Here is a 20,170-nt window from a genome sequence, read left to right as displayed (position 1 = left end):
TTGCCTCTCGTTGGGCTTGCCTCTAGGGCATGCCTTAACAGATATTCAGAACCATCAACGATACCCAGTAAGAAGGACCACTCATGAGTGAGACCGCGGATCGCGTAAAGAAAATCGTCGTCGAGCATCTGGGCGTCGAAGCCGAAAAGGTGACCGAGGATGCGAGCTTCATCGACGATCTGGGCGCTGACAGCCTGGACATCGTCGAGCTGGTGATGGCGTTCGAGGAAGAATTCGGCGTCGAAATCCCCGACGACGCGGCGGAAAAGATCGCCACCGTCAAGGATGCCATCGATTATATCGACAGCAAGCAGTAAGGGCGCCTGGCGGCCTGCCCGAAGACGGGTGGCCGCCGCGTTTGAAAAGGAAAAGGCTCCTCCTGTCCGGCGAAACCGGGTCTTGGGGAGCCTTTTCGCATCTGGTCCCCGTTCACAATCCCCTTTCGAAGGGTTAGATGGGCGGCGTTGAGCCAAAAAGATTTTTCGGAGCAAGCATATGCGTCGTGTTGTCGTAACCGGCCTTGGCATGGTCAGCCCGCTTGGCGGGGATGTGGAAACGACCTGGAAGAACATCATCGCGTCCAAGTCCGGCGCGGCGACGATCACGCGCTTCGACGCCAGTGAGTATAAGTGCCGCATCGCCTGCGAAGTGAAGCCGGCGGATCATGAATATGGCTATGACGCCGGGCTGGACGTCGATCACAAGATCCAGCGGCAGGTCGACCCCTTCATCGTCTACGGCATTTCCGCCGCCAGCCAGGCGCTGCGCGACGCGGGGCTGGACGATATGAGCGAGGAGGAGCGGCTGCGCGCCGGCTGCTCCATCGGCTCGGGCATCGGCGGCCTGCCGGGCATCGAAAGCGAATCGCTGGTGCTGGCGAACCGTGGGCCGGGCCGGGTCAGTCCGCATTTCGTCCATGGCCGCCTGATCAACCTGATCTCCGGGCAGGTTTCGATCAAATATGGCCTGATGGGCCCCAACCATGCCGTCGTCACCGCCTGTTCGACCGGCGCACATTCCATCGGCGACGCCGCCCGCATGATCGCGCTGGACGATGCCGACGTGATGCTGGCCGGCGGCGCGGAAAGCGCGATCTGCCCCATCGGCATCGCCGGATTCGCGCAGGCGCGCGCGCTCTCGACCGCCTTCAACGACAGCCCGGAAAAGGCTTCGCGACCCTATGACGTCAACCGCGACGGCTTCGTCATGGGCGAGGGCGCGGGCGTGGTCGTGCTGGAGGAATATGAGCGGGCCAAGGCGCGCGGCGCGAAAATCTATGCCGAAGTGGTCGGCTATGGCTTGTCGGGCGACGCCTATCACGTGACCGCCCCCCATCCGGAGGGCCATGGCGCCTATCGTTCGATGGAGATGGCGCTCAAGAAATCGGGCCTGGGCCTGGGCGACATCGATTATGTGAACGCGCATGGCACCTCGACGCCTCTGGGCGACGAACTGGAACTGGGCGCGGTGAAGCGGCTGTTCGGCGATCATCTGGGCACCATGTCGATGAGTTCGACCAAGTCGGCCATCGGCCACCTGCTGGGCGGCGCTGGCGCGGTGGAGAGCATCTTCTGCATCCTGGCGCTGCGCGACCAGATCGTGCCGCCGACGCTGAACCTCGACGAGCCGAGCGAAAGCTGCAAGGGCGTCGACCTGGTCCCGCATGTCGCCAAGGAACGCAAGGTGCGGGCCGTGCTGAACAACAGCTTCGGTTTCGGCGGGACCAACGCCTCCCTCATCATGAAGGCGGTCTGAGAAGGCTCCAATGCGGCGGCTTGGCTTTGGCATAGTGCTGATCGGCCTGGCCGTCGCGGCGTTCGTAGCGTTCCGCTTCGTCCATGGCTGGACCGAAACCGGCCCGGCGATGAAGGACATCACGCTGGTCGTGCCGGAAGGTTCGACCATCGCGGACGCAGCCATTCTCCTGAAACAAAAGGGGGCGGTGCGCTCGGCCGACGCTTTCCTCACGCGGGCCAAGGTCTTCGGCCGCGGCAAGTCGATCAAGGCGGGCGAATTCCTGATCCCCAAGGGCGCCAGCAATTCCGATATTTTCCGCATCCTCCAGGGCGGCAGGACGCTGACCCGGCTGATCACCATACCGGAAGGCATGCCCTCCATATTGGTGCATGAGCGGTTGATGGCGAATGAGGAACTGACCGGCGAGATTCCTGTGCCGGAGGAAGGCAGCGTGCTGCCCGACAGCTATGCCTTCGACAAGGGCGAAGGCCGGGCGGCAGTGCTGAAGCGGATGCAGGATGCCATGAGCAAGGCGCTCGCCAAGATGTGGGCGGAGCGGGCGCCGAACACGGTCGCGAAAACGCCCAGGGAAGCCATTATCCTTGCCAGCATCGTCGAAAAGGAAACGGCGGTGCCTTCGGAACGGCCGACCGTTGCGGGGGTTTACGGCAATCGCCTGAAGGCGCGCATGATGTTGCAGGCCGATCCGACGATCATCTATCCGATCACCAAGGGCAAGCCCCTGGGCCGACGGATCAGGAAATCCGAAATCGCGGCGGTCAACGACTATAACACCTATGCGATGATCGGCCTGCCCAAGGGACCGATCGCCAATCCGGGCCGCCTGTCGATCCTGGCGGTGCTGCACCCGGCGGAAACGAAGGCGCTCTACTTCGTCGCGGACGGGAAGGGCGGCCATATCTTCGCGGACACGCTGCAAGAGCATAATGACAATGTGCGCAAATGGTTCGAAATCCGGCGGGCGAGGGGGGAGCTTTGAAGTGAGCGGACCGATGGCGCGCTTGGGTGGGGAGCGGACGTTCCCCTATTCGTCACCCCTCTCCCTATTCGTCACCCCGGACTTGATCCGGGGTCCCGCTGCCTTGGACGAGGCGCAGCACTCAGAAGGAAAGCGGGACCCCGATCAAGTCCGGGGTGACGGGAAACTGACGTCCGCAACTGGCACAACCCGCCGCCGCCAATCGCCGGCTCTACTGCCCAAACCCCGACTCGCGCGCCAACGCCACCGCTTCCCGCGCGGCGGCGAGCAATGCGCCGCTTTTCGCCTCGCACTCCCGCTGTTCATATTCCGCGGTCGAATCCGCGACGATGCCGGCCCCTGCCTGCACATGCATCACCCCGTCCTTGAGCACGGCGGTGCGCAGCACGATGCAGCTATCCATATTGCCGTCCGGCCCGAAATAGCCGACGCCCCCGGCATAGGCCCCCCGCGTTTCCGGCTCCAGTTCCGCGATGATCTCGCAGGCGCGCACCTTGGGCGCTCCCGATACGGTCCCTGCCGGAAAGCCCGCGAACAAGGCGTCGAGCGCGTCCTTGTCGGGAGCCAGCCGTCCCACCACGTTCGACACGATATGCATCACATGGCTGTAGAATTCGACGCTATAGCTGTCCGTCACGGTCACGCTGCCCGCCGTCGCCACCCGTCCCACATCGTTGCGCCCCAGGTCGAGCAGCATCAGATGCTCTGCTCGTTCCTTGGGATCGGCCAGCAGGCTTTCGCGGTTGGCGGCGTCCTCGACGGCATTCCGGCCGCGTGGGCGGGTGCCGGCGATGGGCCTGATCGTGACCTCGCCGTCCCGCGCCCGAACCAATATTTCCGGACTCGACCCGATCAGCGCAAAGCCGGGCAGGTCGAGATAATAAAGGAAGGGCGAGGGATTGATCCGCCGCAACGCCCGGTAAAGCGCAATCGGCGGCAGGGTGAACGGGCTGGTGAAGCGCTGCGCCAGCACCACCTGAAAAATGTCGCCCGCGACGATATAATCCTTCGCCTTCTCGACCATCGCGGCGTAGCGGCCCGGCTCCAGCACCGGCGTCACCGCGACATCGGCGATCTCGGCCGGGGCGGCCGGCGCGGGCAGGGGGGCCGCCAGCTTCGCGGCGACCGCATCGATCCGCTCCAGCGCCTGCTCGACGGCGCGGTCGGCATCGGCAAAGCTGCCCTTCCACACCGGCGCGACCAGGAACAGCGCGTCGGCCAGCCGGTCGAACACCAATATGACGGTCGGCCGCACGAACAGCATGTCCGGCAGAGCGATAGAATTTTCAGGCGGACGCGGCAGCTTTTCCACCAGCCCGACCGTCTCGTAGCCGAAATAGCCGACCAGGCAGGCCAGAGCGGCGGGCAGCGCCGGGTCGAGTTCCGCCCGGCATTCCGCCACCAGCGCCCGCAAAGCATCCAGCGCGTAGGCGCCTTCCGGCACGAAGGCCTGCCGGTCGGTCGCCCATTGCCGGTTGATCTCCGCCGCATGGCCCTGCGCCCGGAAGACGAGGTCGGGGGCCAGGCCGATCAGGCTGTGACGGCCCCGCACCGCGCCGCCCTCGACCGATTCCAGCAGGAAGTCGCCACGGTCGGCCTCGAACAATTTGAGCGCCGCGGAAATCGGCGTGTCGGTGTCGGCGATCTGGCGCCGCCACACCAGCGCGGATCGACCCGCCGCCAGTGCCTTGCGCGCGCTTTCCATGCCGTCCATTGCCGCCGGTCCCCCTGCGCCCATCTTACTGACCGCCGCCATTGGCGCTGGCCAGCGCGCGCTGGACGGAGGCCACGGCATTGGGGTTGCGCTTGACGCCCAGTTCCTTTTCGACGGCGCGCTCGAACTGCTGGCCATATTCCTGGCCCACCACTTCGCTGAGCTGGTCGCGAACCTGGTTGACCAGCGCCTTGTCGCTGCCCGCGTCGCCGCGCTTGATGCCGTTCAACTGCACCACGAAATAGCCCCGATCCTGCCCGGCGGGCAGCGTCTTCACGCTGTTGGTCGCCATGGTGAACAGCATCGCCACCTCGGCGGGCGGACGCTGGCCGTCGCGCATGATGTCGGCGCGGCGGCCGCCCACCACTTGCGGCCTGGGCAGGGCGACGCCGGCGGAGGCGACCGCCTCGTCCAGTTTCATGCCCTTGGCGACCTTGGCGCGGATCTGCTCGGCCAGCGCCTTGGCCTTCTCATTGCCCTGGGCGAGCTTGTACTGCATCGCCACCAGCGGCTTCACCTTGGCGAGCGGCGGCGGCGCGGCGGCCTGGATGTCGCCGGGCGCGGCCAGCGCATAGCGCTTCTCCGCCACGATCGGAACCAGTTGCGCGTCGTCGTCCTGGCTCATGCCGAAGACGGGGGCGAGCAGCGGCTTCACGTCGGCCGGAACCTGATAGGCGGCATCCTCCACCTGCTTGCCGGAGGAGACGAGGAAGGGCGTGGTCTCCAGCTTCAGGCCATTGTCCTTCACCACTTCATCGAAGCTGCCGCCATTGGCGATCTGATCCTCTATCTTGCCGGTGAAGTCGTTGAGCAGCCGCTTTTCCTTCTGTGCGCGCAGCGCGGCGACGATCTCGTCCCGCACCGCCGCCAGGGCGCGGGCCGGGGTCGTGCTGACCGCCGTGACCCGCAGCAGCACCCAGCCCAGCGATCCACGCAGCGGCCCCACCAGCTCGCCCTGTTTCGCGGCAAAACCGGCATTGGCGACGGCGGCGGACGCGGCGGAGGCCAGCGCCTCCCGGCTCTGGTCCTTCAGTTCGGAGACGGAGAGGCCGGCCGATTGCGCTGCGGCGGCGAGCGACTTGCCGCCCTTCACCTGATCCGCGATCGCCTTCGCGGCGGCCTGCGTCGGCAGGATCAACTGCTCGAAGCTGCGGCTTTCCTTCGCGGCATAGGCTGCCTTGTTCTGGTTGTAATAGCTGGCGATTTCCGCATCGGTCGGCTGCGCCGCCTGGGCGAAGCGTTCGGCGTCGATCACGGCATAGCGGATGCGGCGCTGTTCCGGAATGGTGTAGCGCGCCGCATTCTTCCTGTAGAAGTCGTCAAGCTGCGCGTCGGTCGGGTCGGCGATGTCCTTGAAAGCGGTGGCGGGAATGACGGCGATGGTGCCCTGGCGCGCCTCCAGCAGCAGCGAGGCATAGGGCAGCACCATGGAGTCGGTCAGCTTCACGCCGAGTCCCAAGGGGGCGAGCATCTGGCGCTCCAATATCTCCCGGCTGATGTCGTCGCGCAGCGCCTGCTCGGTGATCCGTTCGCGCAGCAGCAACTGCCGGAAATTCTCCTGGCTGAAATTGCCGGCTGCATCCTGGAAGGCGGGGATCTGCGCGATCTGGGCATCGACCAGCCGCTTGGAGATATGGACCTTCTGGTCGCTCGCATATTCCTTCAGCGTCATCGACGCGACAAGCTGGTCATAGACCTGCGCCGCGCCGCCCTGCGCCAGGAAGTCGCCGATCTGCAACCCCGGATTGGACCGGCGCGCATTTTCGAACACGCGCTGCACCCGGTCCTGGAATTCGGTCATGGTGAGGCGCGCTCCGCCCGCCCTGGCCGCGGTTTCGCCGCCGCCCATGGACGATCCGAACTTGCCGCTCGTGATGTCCCCCATGATGAAGGCGGCCGCGATGATCCCCAGGAAGATCAGGGCCGCAAAGGCGCCCAATTTGGAGCGGATGAAACGGCGAAAGACTGAAAGCATGGAGGAAAGTCCGTAAAAGCGGCTTTGATGGCGGCCCGCTTTAAGGGCGGATCGTCGCGTGGGCAAGGGGCGGTGGGGCGCCAAGGCTGGACAAATGCCCGCACGCCGTTCATCGGCTCGGCCAACCCGGCGCGCGGATTGGAGAGCCGCGCCGCAGGGGACCGTGCAGCAAAAGCATAAGGGGAAAGATCGATGAGCAGGCGGAAGCTGGTTGTCGGCAACTGGAAGATGAACGGCCTGCGCGCCCAATTGGGCGAGGTGGAGGCCATTGGCGGGCTGGCGCGCGACTATCCGGCGGCGGAAGTCGGGCTGTGCCTGCCCGCGACGCTGATTTCGGCGGCGGACGGCGTGAAGGGCGCGGCCTTCATCGGCGCGCAGGACTGCCATATGAAGGAAAGCGGCGCGCATACCGGCTGCCTCTCCGCCGCCATGCTGGCCGAAGCCGGGGCAAGCTGGACCATCGTCGGCCATAGCGAGCGGCGGCAGGACCAGGGCGAAACCGACGCGGACATCGCGGCGAAGGCGCTGGCGGCCAAGGCTGCGGGGCTGAAGGTCATCCTCTGCGTGGGCGAAAGCCTGGACGTGCGCGACGCGGGGGATGCGGAGGCGGTGGTTTCGGCGCAACTGCTCGCCTCCTTGCCGGAAGGCGCGGCGTCCGACTGGCTGGCCATCGCCTATGAACCGATCTGGGCCATCGGCACGGGCCGGATCCCCACAATGGAAGCGGTCGCCGCGATGCACGCCGCCCTGCGCGCCGCGCTGGCGAGCCGGATCGGCGCGGATGCCGACGCGATGCGAATCCTCTATGGCGGATCGATGAACGGCGACAATGCGGCGGAGCTTCTGGCGCTGGCCGATGTCGACGGCGGCCTGATCGGCGGCGCGAGCCTGACGGCGGCGAAATTCGCCCCGGTGATCGCGGCGGCGGCCTGACCCCAACAAAAAAAATAAGCCCCTCCCTTTCAAGGGAGGGGGAAGGGGTGGGTGCGAGCGCAGCGAGCTTCCATGCCATCAACCATGCGATAACGCCGCATGCCGCCGCCCACTCACCTCCAACCCCTCCCGCCTGCGGGAGGGGGAGAGGACGGGGGCGGTTGCCCCGGCGCGCCATCATCGCTATGTGCGCGTCAACGCACCCTTTACCGGACAGATATTCGTCTCATGTTCACCTTCATCCTTGTCGTGCAGGCCATCGTCGCTGCCCTGCTGGTCACCGTCATCCTGATGCAGAAGTCGGAAGGCGGCGGCCTGGGCGTCGGCGGCAGCCCGGCGGGGTTCATGTCGGCGCGCGGCGCGGCGGACTTTCTGACCCGATCGACCACGGTTCTCGCCGGCATCTTCGTGACGCTGTCGGTCGTGCTCGCGGTGATCGCCTCGATCCAGCACCGGCCGAGCGACATCGACACCTCTCTGGTGAAGCAGGCGCCGGCCGCTCCGGCATCCGGTCCGGCCCCGGCGACCGGCAACGATCCGCTGGCCGGCGCTGCTGGCGCGGCGAGCGGCAATGCCGCCAACGGCGCGGTTCCGCTCGCCAACTAAGCCGCCTTACGGTCATTTCGATCTTTTTTCGCACGCGCGATGATTCGCGCGCTTGCCCAACTCGTTTGTAAAAGGCTAAGCCTCTCCTCCCATGGCGCGGTATATTTTCATCACCGGCGGCGTGGTCTCCTCGCTTGGCAAGGGCCTGATGGCCGCTTCGCTCGCAGCACTGCTGCAGGCGCGAGGTTTCCGTGTGCGCATTCGGAAATTCGATCCCTATCTCAACGTCGATCCGGGCACGATGAGTCCCTATCAGCATGGCGAGGTCTATGTGACCGACGACGGGGCGGAAACCGACCTCGATCTTGGCCATTATGAGCGCTTCACCGGCGTTTCGGCGCGGCAGTCGGACAATGTGACGCAGGGCCGGGTCTATCAGACCATCATCCAGCGCGAACGGCGCGGCGACTATCTGGGCGCGACGGTTCAGGTGATCCCGCACGTCACCGACGAGATCAAGGCCTTCGCCCTGGCCGACTCCGACGACCTCGATTTCGTGCTGTGCGAGATCGGCGGCACGGTGGGCGACATCGAATCGCTCCCCTTCATGGAGGCGATCCGCCAGTTGCATAACGATCTGGGGCGCAACCGCTCCATCTTCGTCCATGTGACGCTGGTCCCCTATATCGCGGCGGCGGGCGAGCTGAAGACCAAGCCGACCCAGCACAGCGTGCGGGAACTGACGTCGCTGGGCATCCAGCCCGACATATTGCTCTGCCGCTGCGAACATCCGCTGCCGGAAAGCGAGCGGCGCAAGATCGCCCTCTTCTGCAATGTCCGTCCCGAAGCGGTCATCCCCGCGCTCGACGCCAGCAGCATCTACGCGGTCCCGACGCAATATCATGCCGAAGGGCTGGACGATGAAGTGCTGCGCGCCTTCGGCATCGAAAACGCCCCCGCGCCCAAGCTGGACCGCTGGCACGACATCATGGACCGGCAGCAGAATCCGGAGGGCGAGGTCACCATCGGCGTCGTCGGCAAATATGTCGGCCTGCCCGATGCCTACAAGTCGCTCTATGAGGCGCTGACCCATGGCGGCTTCGCCAACCGGGTGAAGGTCAACATCAAATGGCTGGACGCCGAGCTGTTCGAGGAAGAGGGCGCGGACATCGCCGCCCGCCTGGAACCGATGCACGGCATCCTCGTCCCCGGCGGCTTCGGCGTGCGCGGGTCGGAGGGGAAGATCGCCTCCGTCAAATTCGCCCGCGAACGCAACGTGCCCTTCTTCGGCATTTGCCTCGGCATGCAGATGGCCTGCATAGAGGGGGCGCGGAACACGGCGGGCATCGCCAACGCCTCCACCACCGAATTCGGCGAAACCAGCGAGCCGGTCGTCGGCCTCATCACCGAATGGATGAGCAAGGAAGGCCTGCAGAAGCGCACCGCCGAAACCGACCTTGGCGGCACCATGCGCCTGGGCGCCTATCCGGCGAAGCTCACCGGCAACAGCGTCGTCGCGGGCATCTATGACGCCACCGACATCAGCGAACGGCACCGCCACCGCTATGAGGTGAACGCGGGCTATCGCGAACCGCTGGAAAAGGGCGGGCTGATCTTCTCCGGCATGTCCCCCGACGGCACGCTCCCGGAAATCGTCGAGCGGCCCGACCACCCCTGGTTCGTCGGCGTGCAGTTCCACCCGGAACTCAAGTCCAAACCCTTCGACCCGCATCCGCTCTTCGCCAGCTTCATCGAAGCGGCGGTGAAGCAGAGCCGGCTGGTGTAAGAGGAACGGGGCCGCAAAGGCCCCGTTTTCTCCTACACCGAAATATGGATATCGTGCTCCTGCGAAAGCAGGAGCCCAGTCCCGCCGTCTAAGTTGAAATGCACCGTCTGAACTGGGTTCCTGCCTACGCAGGAACACGGATCACCCCTGGACAGGCGTCAACTTCAACAACCGCCCCCGCGACCCTTGCCCGCCATCCTCCAGCAGCCAGAGCGCCCCATCCGGACCTTGCTCCACCTCGCGGATACGCGCGCCCATGTCCCACTGGTCGGCCTTGGCGGCATTCTCCCCGTCCAGCTTCACCCGCACCAGCGCCTTGCTCGACAGCCCGCCGATGAACAGCGAATCCTTCCACTGCGGAAACAGGTCGCCCGAATAATAGACAAGCCCGCCCGGAGAGATCACCGGATTCCACCAGACCTTCGGCGCCTCGAAACCGTCGCCCGCCTTATGATCGGGAATGTCCCGCCCATCATAATGGCTGCCGTTGGAGGCGAGGGGATAGCCATAATTCAACCCCGGCTTGATCAGATTGACCTCATCCCCGCCCTTGGGCCCCATTTCCTGCTCCCACAGCCGCCCGTCCTTGTCGAAGGCGATCCCCAGCAGGTTGCGATGCCCATAGGACCAGACCGCAGGATGAAACCCCTTCGCCGCCAGCGGATTGCCCGCCGCCGGGCTTCCATCCAAATTCAACCGCAATACCTTGCCCAAGGTCGATTTCGGATCTTGCGCCGGATCGAATTTCTGCCGCTCGCCATTGGTGAAGAACAGATATTTCCCGTCCGGCGAAAAGGCGATCCGCCCCGAATAATGGCCGTTGCCCTCGACATAGGGGCTGGCCCGGAAAATCACCTTCACCCCGTCCAGCTTGGTCGTCCCGTCGCTCGCCTGATCGAAACGCCCGGTGGCCAGCGCCACGCCCTTGCCGCCCGGACCCGCCTCCGAAAAGCTGAAATAAACCGTCCCATTCTTCGCAAAGCCGGGCGCTGGCACTACGTCCATCAGCGCGCCCTGACCTGCGCTGTCCACCGGCGGAATCCCCGCGACGGGAATTTTCGTCCCATTCTTCGGATCGAACAGGATCATCTCGCCCGCCTTCTCCGTCACCAGCATCCGCCCGTCGGGCAGGAAGGCCATCGCCCAAGGAGACTCGAAATCCGCGATCACCGACGTCTTGAACGGCTTTTCCGTCGCGACATTCTGCCCGGTGGCATTGTCCGCCGAACAGGCGATCAGGGCTAGCGGCAGGGCGGTCAGGGCGAAATGGCGCATCTTTTTCCTCCTCGTCGGACGATGAAATGTCCCGCGACAAATAATGTTGCAGCTTTGCGGCATTCTGCCTATATCGCGCTTGCTTCCTTACATCGTCAAACATGTCGGGGTCGCGGGCGGAACGCCTGCGGCAACAGGGAAGCTGCATATTGCTTGTGGAGACTTCATGGCGGACATCGCCGAACTGACAGCCCTGATCGAACCGGAGGTGAAGGCCCTGGGCTTCGACCTCGTGCGCATCAAGCTGTTCGGGTCGGGCGACGAATATACGCTTCAGATCATGGCGGAGCGCCCTGAAACGAAGCAGCTCGTCATAGAGGATTGCGCCGCCATCTCCCGCCGCCTCTCGGACGTGCTGGACGAAGCCGACCCGATCGAGGAGGCCTATCGTCTGGAGGTCAGTTCGCCGGGCATCGACCGCCCGCTGACCCGCCTCACCGATTTCCTCGAATGGACGGGGCATGAGGCGAAGATCGCCGCCACCGAAACCGTCTCCGGCCGCAAGAGCTTCCGGGGCGTGCTGAAAGGCGTGGAGGGCGAGGACATTTTGTTCGCCGATGCCAAGGCCGGCGACGTCGCCATCCCCTTCGCGCTGGTGGGCGACGCCAAGCTGATACTGACCGACGCGCTGATTGCTGCTAGTATGCCGCTCTCCTCCGATGGGGCGGACGAGTTCGAAACCGAAGAGTAAGGGTTTAACGATCATGGCCAACGCCATTTCCGCCAACAAGGCCGAACTGCTCGCCATCGCCAATTCGGTGGCCAGCGAAAAGATGATCGACAAGGCCATCGTCATAGAGGCGATGGAAGACGCGATCCAGCGCGCCGCCCGCGCCCGCTACGGCGCGGAAAACGACATCCGTGCCAAGCTGGACCCGGAAACCGGCGATCTGCGCTTGTGGCGCGTGGTCGAAGTGGTCGAGGTCGTGGACGATTATTTCAAGCAGGTCGACCTGCGCCAGGCGCAGAAGCTGAAGAAGGACGCCGTGATCGGCGACTTCATCGTCGACCCGCTGCCTCCTATCGACCTGGGCCGCATCGACGCCCAGTCGGCCAAGCAGGTGATCTTCCAGAAGGTCCGCGACGCCGAGCGCGAGCGCCAGCATGAGGAATTCAAGGACCGCGTGGGTGAAATCATCACCGGCGTCGTCAAGTCGGTCGAATTCGGCCATGTCGTGGTGAATCTCGGCCGCGCCGAGGGCGTCATCCGCCGCGATCAGCAGATCCCCCGCGAAGTCGTCCGCGTCGGCGACCGCATCCGCTCGGTGATCCTGAACGTGCGCCGCGAAAACCGGGGTCCGCAGATTTTCCTCAGCCGCGCCCATCCCGAATTCATGAAGAAGCTGTTTGCGCAGGAAGTGCCCGAAATCTACGACGGCGTGATCGAGATCAAGGCCGCCGCCCGCGATCCGGGCAGCCGCGCCAAGATCGGCGTCATCAGCCGCGATTCGAGCATCGACCCGGTCGGCGCCTGCGTCGGCATGAAGGGCAGCCGCGTGCAGGCCGTCGTGCAGGAAATGCAGGGCGAGAAGATCGACATCATCCCCTGGTCGGAAGACACCGCCACCTTCGTCGTCAACGCGCTCCAGCCCGCGCAGGTCGCGCGCGTCGTCATCGACGAGGAGGAGGAGCGGATCGAGGTCGTCGTTCCCGACGATCAGCTTTCGCTCGCCATCGGCCGCCGCGGCCAGAATGTCCGCCTGGCCAGCCAGCTCACCGGCAAGGCCATCGACATCATGACCGAGGCCGATGCGTCCGAAAAGCGCCAGAAGGAATTCGTCGCCCGCTCCGAGATGTTCCAGAACGAACTGGACGTGGACGAAACCCTCTCGCAGCTTCTGGTGGCGGAGGGCTTCGGCGAACTGGAAGAAGTCGCCTATGTCGGCGTCGAGGAACTGGCCGCGATCGAGGGCTTCGACGAAGACCTTGCCGCCGAATTGCAGAGCCGCGCCCAGGAAGCGCTGGACCGCCGCGAAGCCGCCGCCCGTGAGGAACGCCAGGCGCTGGGCGTCGAGGACGCGCTGGCCGACATGCCGCACCTCACCGAAGCCATGCTGGTGACGCTGGGCAAGGCGGGCATCAAGACGCTGGACGATCTGGCCGATCTCGCCACCGACGAACTGGTCGCGAAGAAGCGCGTCGACCAGCGCCGCCGCCGCGAGAACAAGGAAGAGGACAAGGGCGGCATATTGGCCGAATATGGCCTCACCGAGGAACAGGGCAATGAGATCATCATGGCCGCCCGCGCCCACTGGTTCGAAGGCGAGGAAGCGTAAGCGCCAATGCCCTTCGTAGACATCCGTCTGGCCGGAAACGCCACCCGCGAGCAGAAGGCGGCCATCGTCGCCGACGTCACCCGGTCGCTCGTCGAGCGACTGGGCAAGTCGCCTGCTGCCGTTCAGGTGGTGATTTCGGAGGTTTCGACGGAAAATTACGGCGCAGGCGGCCAACTCATCGCCGACCGCGACGCGCCCAAAGCAGGGGAGGACGCCCATGCCGCGGTCACTTCCCGATGAGAGGTTAAGCTCGCCCCATAGCGCTACCCTACCAACTCCCCTCCCTTCCAGGGAGGGGTTGATCGGAGTCACGTGCCTCCGATCAAGGGTGGGTGCGATTGCATCAGCAATCGCCAGCAACGGCGATTGGGCGAGGGCGGATGCGCGCTACGCGCGACCCACCCCCAACCCCTCCCTGGAAGGGAGGGGAGAAAAAGCATGACCGAACGCAAATGCATCCTGTCCGGCGACCGCGCCGACCCGGAAATGCTGGTGCGCCTCGCCTGCGGCCCGAACGGCGAAATCCTGCCCGACATCCGCGCCAAGGCCCCCGGCCGCGGCGCCTGGATCGGCGTCACCCGCGCCGAACTTGAACAGGCGCTGACAAAGGGCAAGCTCAAGGGCGCGCTCGCCCGCGCCTTCAAGACCGGCGACCTGCAAATCCCCGAAACGCTGCCCGCCCTCATAGAGGACGGCCTGCGCAAGGCATTGCTCGACCGCCTGGGCCTGGAGGCGAAGGCGTCCATGGTCCTGACCGGCTCGGAAAAGATCGATGTCGCCTGCCGCAAGGGCGACGTCACGCTGCTGCTCCACGCCGCCGACGCTGCCGCCGACGGCAACCGGAAGCTGGACCAGGCGCTCCGCGTCGGACAGGAGGCCGAGGGCACGGATTTGGCGGGCATCGTCTTGCCTGTGGACCGACACGCCCTATCTATGGCAATGGGGCGGGACAATGTCGTCCATATCGCGGTGACCGACTCGCGTGCGGCGTCACGTCTGCGCGGCGCCATAGGCCGCTTGGAAAGCTATCTGGGTTGCGCTAACGGAGCGCCGGTGCATGGGGAGCGTGACTCCGCAGGGGCACTGGGCGCCTGAGGTAGCATTGGAATGAAGGCGCCGACGGGCCTTGCCGGTCGGGTTGATGTGAAGGGTATAGTTCAGTCGTATGAGTGACAGCAAGGAAGACAAGCCGGTTCTGGGCCGCAAGCCGCTGGGGATCAAGCGCACGGTCGAGTCCGGTCAGGTGCAGCAGCAGTTCAGCCATGGCCGCAAGAATACGGTCGTGGTCGAGGTGAAGCGGCGCCGCATCCTGGGCAAGCCGGGCGAAGCCGGTCACGCTGCGCCTGAGCCGCAGGCCGACCCCACGCCCGTTGCTGCCGCGCCTTCGACGCAGCCGCCGCAGGCCCGCGCGCCGCAGCCGGCCCCCGCCCGTCCGGCGCCACCGCAAAGCCTGATGTCGCGTCAGGAATTGCAGGCGAAGCTGCTGCGCGAGGCCGAGGAAGCCCGCATGTCCGCGCTGGAGGAAGCGCGCCGCCGCGAAGACGCCCAGCGCCTTGCCGCGAGCGAGGAGGAAAAGCGCCGCGCCGAGGAAAACCGCCAGACTACCGAAGCGGCCGAGGTCGAAACCACGCGTCAGCCCGAAGTCGAGACCGGGCCGGCCGAGGAAGCCGCCAGGGCGCCTGTCGAGGAATCCGGGCCGACCGCCGCCGATGTTCCGGTCGACGCCGCGCCCTCCGCCGCCGAGCCGAAGTCCGCCGCCTCGACCGCCATGCCGCCGCCGCGCCGCTTCACGCCGGTCGCGCCGGTCAAGCGCCCCGAACCGGCCAAGCCCGACCGCGCCAAGCGCGGCGACGACAATCGCCGCCAGGCCGGCAAGCTCACCGTCACCCGCGCCCTTGCAGATGACGACAGCGCCCGCGCCCGCAGCCTCGCCGCGCTGAAGCGCGCCCGCGAGAAGGAGCGTCGCGCCCATTATTCCGGCGGCGCTCAGCAGCGCGAGAAGCAGACGCGCGACGTGGTCGTGCCGGAAAGCATCACCGTCCAGGAACTGGCCAACCGCATGGCCGAAAAGGGCGCGGACCTGGTGAAGGCCCTGTTCAAGATGGGCACCGCCGTCACGCTCAACCAGCCGATCGACCAGGATACGGCGGAACTGCTGGTCGAGGAGTTCGGCCACCGTATCCAGCGCGTGTCCGACGCCGACGTTGAAATCGGCATGGAGGGTGAGGTCGACGCGCCCGAAACGCTTAAAGCCCGTCCGCCGGTCGTGACCATCATGGGCCATGTCGACCATGGCAAGACGTCGTTGCTCGACGCGTTGCGCGGCACCAACGTCGTGTCGGGCGAAAGCGGCGGCATCACCCAGCATATCGGCGCCTATCAGGTGAAGACGAAGGGCGGCGACACCATCACCTTCCTCGACACGCCGGGCCACGAGGCCTTTTCGGAAATGCGCGCGCGCGGCGCCAACGTCACCGACATCGTCATCCTGGTGGTGGCGGCGGACGACGGGCTGATGCCCCAGACCATCGAGGCCATCAACCACACCAAGGCCGCCGGCGTGCCGATGATCGTCGCGATCAACAAGGTCGACAAGCCCGAAGCCAATCCCCAGCGTATCCGCGAACGCCTGCTCGAACATGAGATCGTGGTCGAGGATATGGGCGGCGAAACGCAGGACGTGGAGGTTTCCGCGCTCAAGCGGACGGGCCTCGACGATCTGCTCGACAAGATCATGCTCCAGGCCGAACTGCTCGAACTGACCGCCAATCCCGACCGCGCCGCCGAAGGCAATGTGGTCGAGGCGCAGCTCGACAAGGGCCGCGGCGCGGTCGCCACCGTGCTGGTGCGCAAGGGCACGCTCAAGATCGGCGACACCTTCGTCATCGGGTCGGAAAGCGGCAAGGTCCGCGCAATGATCAACGACAAGGGCCAGAATGTGAAGACCGCCGGTCCCTCGACCCCGGTCGAGGTTCTGGGCCTGTCCGGCGTGCCGATGGCGGGCGACCAGCTCACCGTCGTCGAGAACGAGGCCCGTGCCCGCGAAGTCGCCGCCTATCGCCAGGAACAGGCGACCAAGAAGCGCACCACGGCCGCCCCGACCAGCTTTGAACATATGTTCTCGGCGCTGAACACCAAGGTCATCGAATATCCGGTGGTGGTGAAGGGCGACGTGCAGGGTTCGGTGGAAGCGATCGTCTCGTCGCTGAACCGCATCTCGACCGACGAGATCAAGGTCCGCATCCTGCATTCGGGCGTCGGCGCGATCACTGAAAGCGACGTCACGCTGGCGGCCGCCAGCCGCGCCCCGCTGATCGGCTTCAACGTGCGCCCCAATGCCAAGGCGCGCCAGTTGGCGGAGCGCGAGAAGATCTCGTTGCGCTATTATGACGTGATCTACGACCTGCTTGAGGAAGTGCGCGGCGAAATGGCCGGCCAGTTGGCGCCGGAACGCATCGAAACCATCGTCGGCCGGGCCGAGGTGCTTCAGGTCTTCCCGGCGGGCAAGAAGGACAAGGCGGCGGGCCTGCTCGTCCTCGAGGGCATCATCCGCAAGGGTCTGGCAGCGCGCCTCACCCGCGAGGATGTCATCGTGTCGCGCACCCACATCGCCTCGCTGCGCCGCTTCAAGGACGATGTGTCCGAAGTCCGGGCAGGCATGGAATGCGGCGCGGTGCTCCAGGACACCAACGACATCAAGCCCGGCGACACGCTGGAACTGTTCGAGGTCGAGGAACGCGCCCGCACGCTGTGATCCATGTTCCCCCTTCCGCAGGCGGGAGGGGGCTGGGGGGTGGGCTCGCCCTCTCCTGAACTGCAATGGCCGATGGGGAGAGCCCACCCCCGGCCCCTCCCGCTTGCGGGAGGGGAGGATATAATGCCCGCTCCCAATGAAGGCCCCTCCGTCCGGCTCCTCCGCGTGGGCGAACAGGTGCGCCATGTCCTGTCCGACATCCTCCAGCGCGGTGACGTGCATGACGATGTCCTCGCCAGCCATGTGGTCAGCGTCACCGAAGTCCGCATGTCCCCCGACCTGCGCCACGCGACCGTCTTCATCAAATCGCTGCTCGGCCAGGATGAGGCCGCCGTGCTGAAGGCGCTGCGCACCAACACCGCCTTTCTCCAGCGGGAGGTCGCGACCCGCATCCGCCTCAAATATGCGGCGAAGCTCAAATTCCTCGCGGACGAAAGCTTCGACGAGGGCAGCCATATCGACAAGCTGCTCCGCGACCCAAAGGTTGCCCGCGACCTGGAGCAGCCGGAAATCGAGGACGATTAAGCGCGACGTGCTCCTGCGAAGGCAGGAGCCTAGTCCAGGCGGCAGAACTGGGCTCCTGCCTTCGCAGGAGCACATCGCGCTTGATCGAAAGTCTTTTTCCACCGTCGACGTGACGGCGCAGCCCCGCTAACAGCGTCTCTCCGGCAGGAGCAAAAGGGGCTGAGGCGCATGAAAAAGATCGGCATATTGGCAGTCGCGCTGACGCTGGCCATACCCGCCGCCGCCAAGGAAGCGCCGATCCACCCCGCCGTCACCAGCGACCCCGCGCCCGACGCCGCCTATCCCGCCGGCATGAGCGCCTTCACCATTCCCTCCGAAGACGGCGCGCTCAACGCGGTCCTCTACACCGCCGCCGGTTCCGGCCTGCACCCGACGCTGCTCCTCCTCCACGGCTTCCCCGGCAACGAGCAGAATCTGGACCTTGCCCAGGCCGCCCGCCGCGCCGGATGGAATGTCCTGACCCTCCATTATCGCGGCAGTTGGGGCAGCCCCGGCAGCTTCTCCTTCACCCACGCCTCCGAAGACGCCTGGAACGCCCTGCAATATCTTCAGCAATCCGCCACCGTCGCCCGATACCGCATTGATACCAGCGCCATCGTTGTCGCGGGCCACAGCATGGGCGGCTTCATGGCCGCCGATGTCGCCGCCGCCGAACCCCATGTCGCGGGCCTCTTCCTGATCGACCCCTGGGATCCGTCCGAAACCGCCGCCGCCCTCTCCACCCCGGAGGGCGAGGCCGCCTGGAAAGCCGAAGTCGCCAGCGACCTGCCGCCCCTGCACGGCGCCACCTATGACAGCCTGACCACGGAAATCCGCGCCGACACGGAAAAATTCGACCTCGGCCGCAAGCTGGTGGGCTATGCCCGCCGTCCGCTCGTCATCATCGGGGCGGAACGCGGCATCGGGGCCATGGCGCGCAAGGTCACCGCCGACGCGCAATCCGCCAATCCCGACACGCGGCTGATGGTCTGGCCGACTGACCACAGCTTCTCGGACAAGCGCATCGCCCTGGCGGACGCGCTCGTCCGCTTCCTCAAGCAGATCGCGCCGATGACCCGCTGATGGCCAAGCTCTATTTCTACTATAGCTCGATGAACGCGGGCAAATCGACCACCCTGCTGCAATCCAGCTTCAACTATCGCGAGCGCGGCATGGAGACCATGTTGTGGACCGCCGCGATAGACGACCGCTACGAACGGGGCCTGATCGTCTCGCGCATCGGGCTGGAGGCGAAGGCGCATCTGTTCGACGCCGCGACGGACCTGTTCGCGCCCATCTCCGCCCGGCATGCCCGGACGCCCCTGTCCTGCGTGCTGGTGGATGAGGCGCAGTTCCTGAACGCCGACCAGGTCTGGCAGCTTGCGGCGGTGGCCGACCGGCTGGCCATCCCCGTTCTTTGCTACGGCATCCGCACCGATTTCCAGGGGCAATTGTTCGAAGGCAGCGCCGCGCTGCTCGGCCTCGCCGACACGCTGACGGAGATCAAGACGATCTGCGAATGCGGGCGCAAGGCGACCATGAACCTGCGCGTGGATGGGGAAGGGCGCCCGATCCGCGAAGGCGAACAGACCGAAATCGGCGGAAACGACCGCTATGTCGCGCTCTGCCGCCGCCATTTCGTGGAAAAGCGCTCCGCTCGCTGACCACCGCAAATGCCGTAACGGTCCAGGAAGGGCTGACAACCGGCGACAGGAGGGCTAGAGCGCGCCGCCATGCACGGCTGGATCATCCTCGATAAACCCCATGGCCTTGGCTCGACGCAGGCGGTGAGCGCGGTCAAACGCGCCCTGCGCGTCAGCGGCGCGGGCAAGTGGAAGGTCGGCCATGGCGGCACGCTCGATCCGCTGGCGACCGGCGTGCTGCCCATCGCGGTCGGGGAGGCGACCAAGCTCGCCGGGCGGATGCTCGACAGCGACAAAATCTATGATTTCACCGTCCGTTTCGGCGTCCAGACGGACACGCTGGACCTGGAGGGCAAGGAAATCGCCGCCAGCGACCATCGCCCGACGCTGGCGGAGGTGGAGGCGATATTGCCCCGCTTCACCGGCCCCATCGAACAGGCGCCCCCCGCCTACAGCGCCATCCTGATCGACGGCCGGCGCGCCTACGACCTCGCCCGCAAGGGGGAGGATGTGGAGATGAAGACCCGCGCCGTCACCATCCATGCTCTCGCCATCAAGGGACAAGAGGCGGAAGGGCCAGAGATCGGGACAAGGGGGCTCGCCTCCGTCACCCTCCGCGCCCATGTCTCCAAGGGCACCTATATCCGCTCCCTCGCCCGCGACATCGCGCTGGCGCTCGGCACGGTCGGCCATGTCACCATGCTCCGCCGCGTCAAGGCAGGGCCGTTCACCCTGGAATCCGCGATTTCGCTGGACAAATTGGACGAAGCTGCTAGGGGCGGCGGCATCGCGCAGCTTATGCTGCCGTTGACCGCAGGGCTGGACGACATCCCGGCTCTCGCAGTCTCTCCCGACGAAGCGCTGGCTCTCCGACAGGGGAAGGTGCTTGTGGGGAAACCGCATACCGGTCTCATGCTGGCGATGGAGGGCGCAACGCCCGTCGCGCTGGTGGAGGCCAGTGGCCCAGAACCCCTTAGGGAAATCCGGGTGGTGCGCGGCTTCAATCTCTAGATGTTACGAAAGGAAG

18 protein-coding genes are annotated in these 20,170 nt (G+C 65.8%); 15 read left to right on the top strand and 3 right to left on the bottom strand.

The window, feature by feature from the left end; all coding sequences use genetic code 11:
* Positions 1–83 precede the first annotated feature (83 nt).
* From SIDU_RS06740 to mltG, 3 genes are all read left to right on the top strand, one after another.
* Positions 84–317: an acyl carrier protein gene (locus tag SIDU_RS06740; protein WP_007689016.1), complete on the top strand. Its 234-nt coding sequence runs from the start codon at positions 84–86 to the stop codon at positions 315–317.
* A gap of 178 nt (positions 318–495) precedes the next feature.
* Complete coding sequence (gene fabF, locus SIDU_RS06735; protein ID WP_007689018.1) at positions 496–1,755, top strand: beta-ketoacyl-ACP synthase II; 1,260 nt, start codon at positions 496–498, stop codon at positions 1,753–1,755.
* A gap of 10 nt (positions 1,756–1,765) precedes the next feature.
* Complete coding sequence (gene mltG, locus SIDU_RS06730; protein WP_007689020.1) at positions 1,766–2,737, top strand: endolytic transglycosylase MltG; 972 nt, start codon at positions 1,766–1,768, stop codon at positions 2,735–2,737.
* 211 nt (positions 2,738–2,948) lie between these two features.
* Here mltG and trpE read toward each other — a convergent pair whose 3' ends face one another.
* Both trpE and SIDU_RS06720 read right to left on the bottom strand, forming a co-directional pair.
* On the bottom strand, positions 2,949–4,451 hold the full coding sequence (gene trpE, locus SIDU_RS06725; RefSeq protein ID WP_007689022.1) for an anthranilate synthase component I: 1,503 nt from the start codon (positions 4,449–4,451) through the stop codon (positions 2,949–2,951).
* A gap of 25 nt (positions 4,452–4,476) precedes the next feature.
* Complete coding sequence (locus SIDU_RS06720) at positions 4,477–6,426, bottom strand: peptidylprolyl isomerase (RefSeq protein WP_007689024.1); 1,950 nt, start codon at positions 6,424–6,426, stop codon at positions 4,477–4,479.
* Positions 6,427–6,618: 192 nt separating this feature from the next.
* Between SIDU_RS06720 and tpiA the strand changes: the two genes are divergently transcribed.
* The 3 genes from tpiA to SIDU_RS06705 all read left to right on the top strand — a co-directional run bounded on the left by tpiA (position 6,619) and on the right by SIDU_RS06705 (position 9,691).
* A complete protein-coding gene (gene tpiA / locus SIDU_RS06715; protein ID WP_007689026.1) occupies positions 6,619–7,359 on the top strand; it encodes a triose-phosphate isomerase in 741 nt (246 codons plus the stop codon).
* 228 nt (positions 7,360–7,587) lie between these two features.
* Positions 7,588–7,965, top strand: coding sequence for a preprotein translocase subunit SecG (secG, locus tag SIDU_RS06710; protein WP_007689028.1), 378 nt, complete (start codon positions 7,588–7,590; stop codon positions 7,963–7,965).
* Positions 7,966–8,056: 91 nt separating this feature from the next.
* The gene (locus SIDU_RS06705; RefSeq protein WP_007689030.1) at positions 8,057–9,691 is read left to right on the top strand and encodes a CTP synthase; all 1,635 of its coding nucleotides are present in this window, start codon (positions 8,057–8,059) and stop codon (positions 9,689–9,691) included.
* Between the two features lie 141 nt (positions 9,692–9,832).
* Here the strand turns inward: SIDU_RS06705 and SIDU_RS06700 are convergent, their stop codons facing one another.
* On the bottom strand, positions 9,833–10,966 hold the full coding sequence (locus tag SIDU_RS06700) for a PQQ-dependent sugar dehydrogenase (RefSeq protein WP_007689032.1): 1,134 nt from the start codon (positions 10,964–10,966) through the stop codon (positions 9,833–9,835).
* Between the two features lie 166 nt (positions 10,967–11,132).
* Between SIDU_RS06700 and rimP the strand changes: the two genes are divergently transcribed.
* The 9 genes from rimP to truB all read left to right on the top strand — a co-directional run bounded on the left by rimP (position 11,133) and on the right by truB (position 20,154).
* Positions 11,133–11,657 (top strand): ribosome maturation protein RimP, encoded by a 525-nt coding sequence (rimP, locus tag SIDU_RS06695; RefSeq protein WP_007689034.1) that lies wholly within the window; start codon positions 11,133–11,135, stop codon positions 11,655–11,657.
* A gap of 13 nt (positions 11,658–11,670) precedes the next feature.
* The gene (gene nusA, locus SIDU_RS06690) at positions 11,671–13,242 is read left to right on the top strand and encodes a transcription termination factor NusA (RefSeq protein WP_007689036.1); all 1,572 of its coding nucleotides are present in this window, start codon (positions 11,671–11,673) and stop codon (positions 13,240–13,242) included.
* A gap of 6 nt (positions 13,243–13,248) precedes the next feature.
* Entirely contained in the window at positions 13,249–13,482 is a 234-nt protein-coding gene (locus tag SIDU_RS19040; RefSeq protein WP_007689038.1) for a tautomerase family protein, read from the top strand.
* Between the two features lie 198 nt (positions 13,483–13,680).
* Positions 13,681–14,337 carry a DUF448 domain-containing protein gene (locus SIDU_RS06685; protein ID WP_007689040.1) on the top strand — a complete coding sequence of 219 codons (657 nt, stop codon included), beginning with the start codon at positions 13,681–13,683 and terminating at the stop codon, positions 14,335–14,337.
* A 70-nt stretch (positions 14,338–14,407) separates the two neighbouring features.
* Positions 14,408–16,996, top strand: coding sequence for a translation initiation factor IF-2 (gene infB, locus SIDU_RS06680; RefSeq protein ID WP_007689041.1), 2,589 nt, complete (start codon positions 14,408–14,410; stop codon positions 16,994–16,996).
* A 123-nt stretch (positions 16,997–17,119) separates the two neighbouring features.
* On the top strand, positions 17,120–17,521 hold the full coding sequence (rbfA, locus tag SIDU_RS06675; protein WP_007689043.1) for a 30S ribosome-binding factor RbfA: 402 nt from the start codon (positions 17,120–17,122) through the stop codon (positions 17,519–17,521).
* Between the two features lie 168 nt (positions 17,522–17,689).
* Positions 17,690–18,583: an alpha/beta hydrolase gene (locus SIDU_RS06670; RefSeq protein ID WP_007689046.1), complete on the top strand. Its 894-nt coding sequence runs from the start codon at positions 17,690–17,692 to the stop codon at positions 18,581–18,583.
* Positions 18,583–19,164 carry a thymidine kinase gene (locus SIDU_RS06665; RefSeq protein WP_007689047.1) on the top strand — a complete coding sequence of 194 codons (582 nt, stop codon included), beginning with the start codon at positions 18,583–18,585 and terminating at the stop codon, positions 19,162–19,164. The genes SIDU_RS06670 and SIDU_RS06665 overlap by 1 nt, the downstream gene beginning before the upstream one ends.
* A 69-nt stretch (positions 19,165–19,233) precedes the next feature.
* Positions 19,234–20,154: a tRNA pseudouridine(55) synthase TruB gene (gene truB / locus SIDU_RS06660; RefSeq protein WP_007689049.1), complete on the top strand. Its 921-nt coding sequence runs from the start codon at positions 19,234–19,236 to the stop codon at positions 20,152–20,154.
* Positions 20,155–20,170: the final 16 nt, after the last annotated feature.

The sequence above is a fragment of the Sphingobium indicum B90A genome (assembly GCF_000264945.2).
Lineage (GTDB): Bacteria > Pseudomonadota > Alphaproteobacteria > Sphingomonadales > Sphingomonadaceae > Sphingobium > Sphingobium indicum.
The sequence above is the reverse complement of the archived record's forward strand: the minus strand, read 5'-3'. Positions and strand labels throughout refer to the sequence as shown.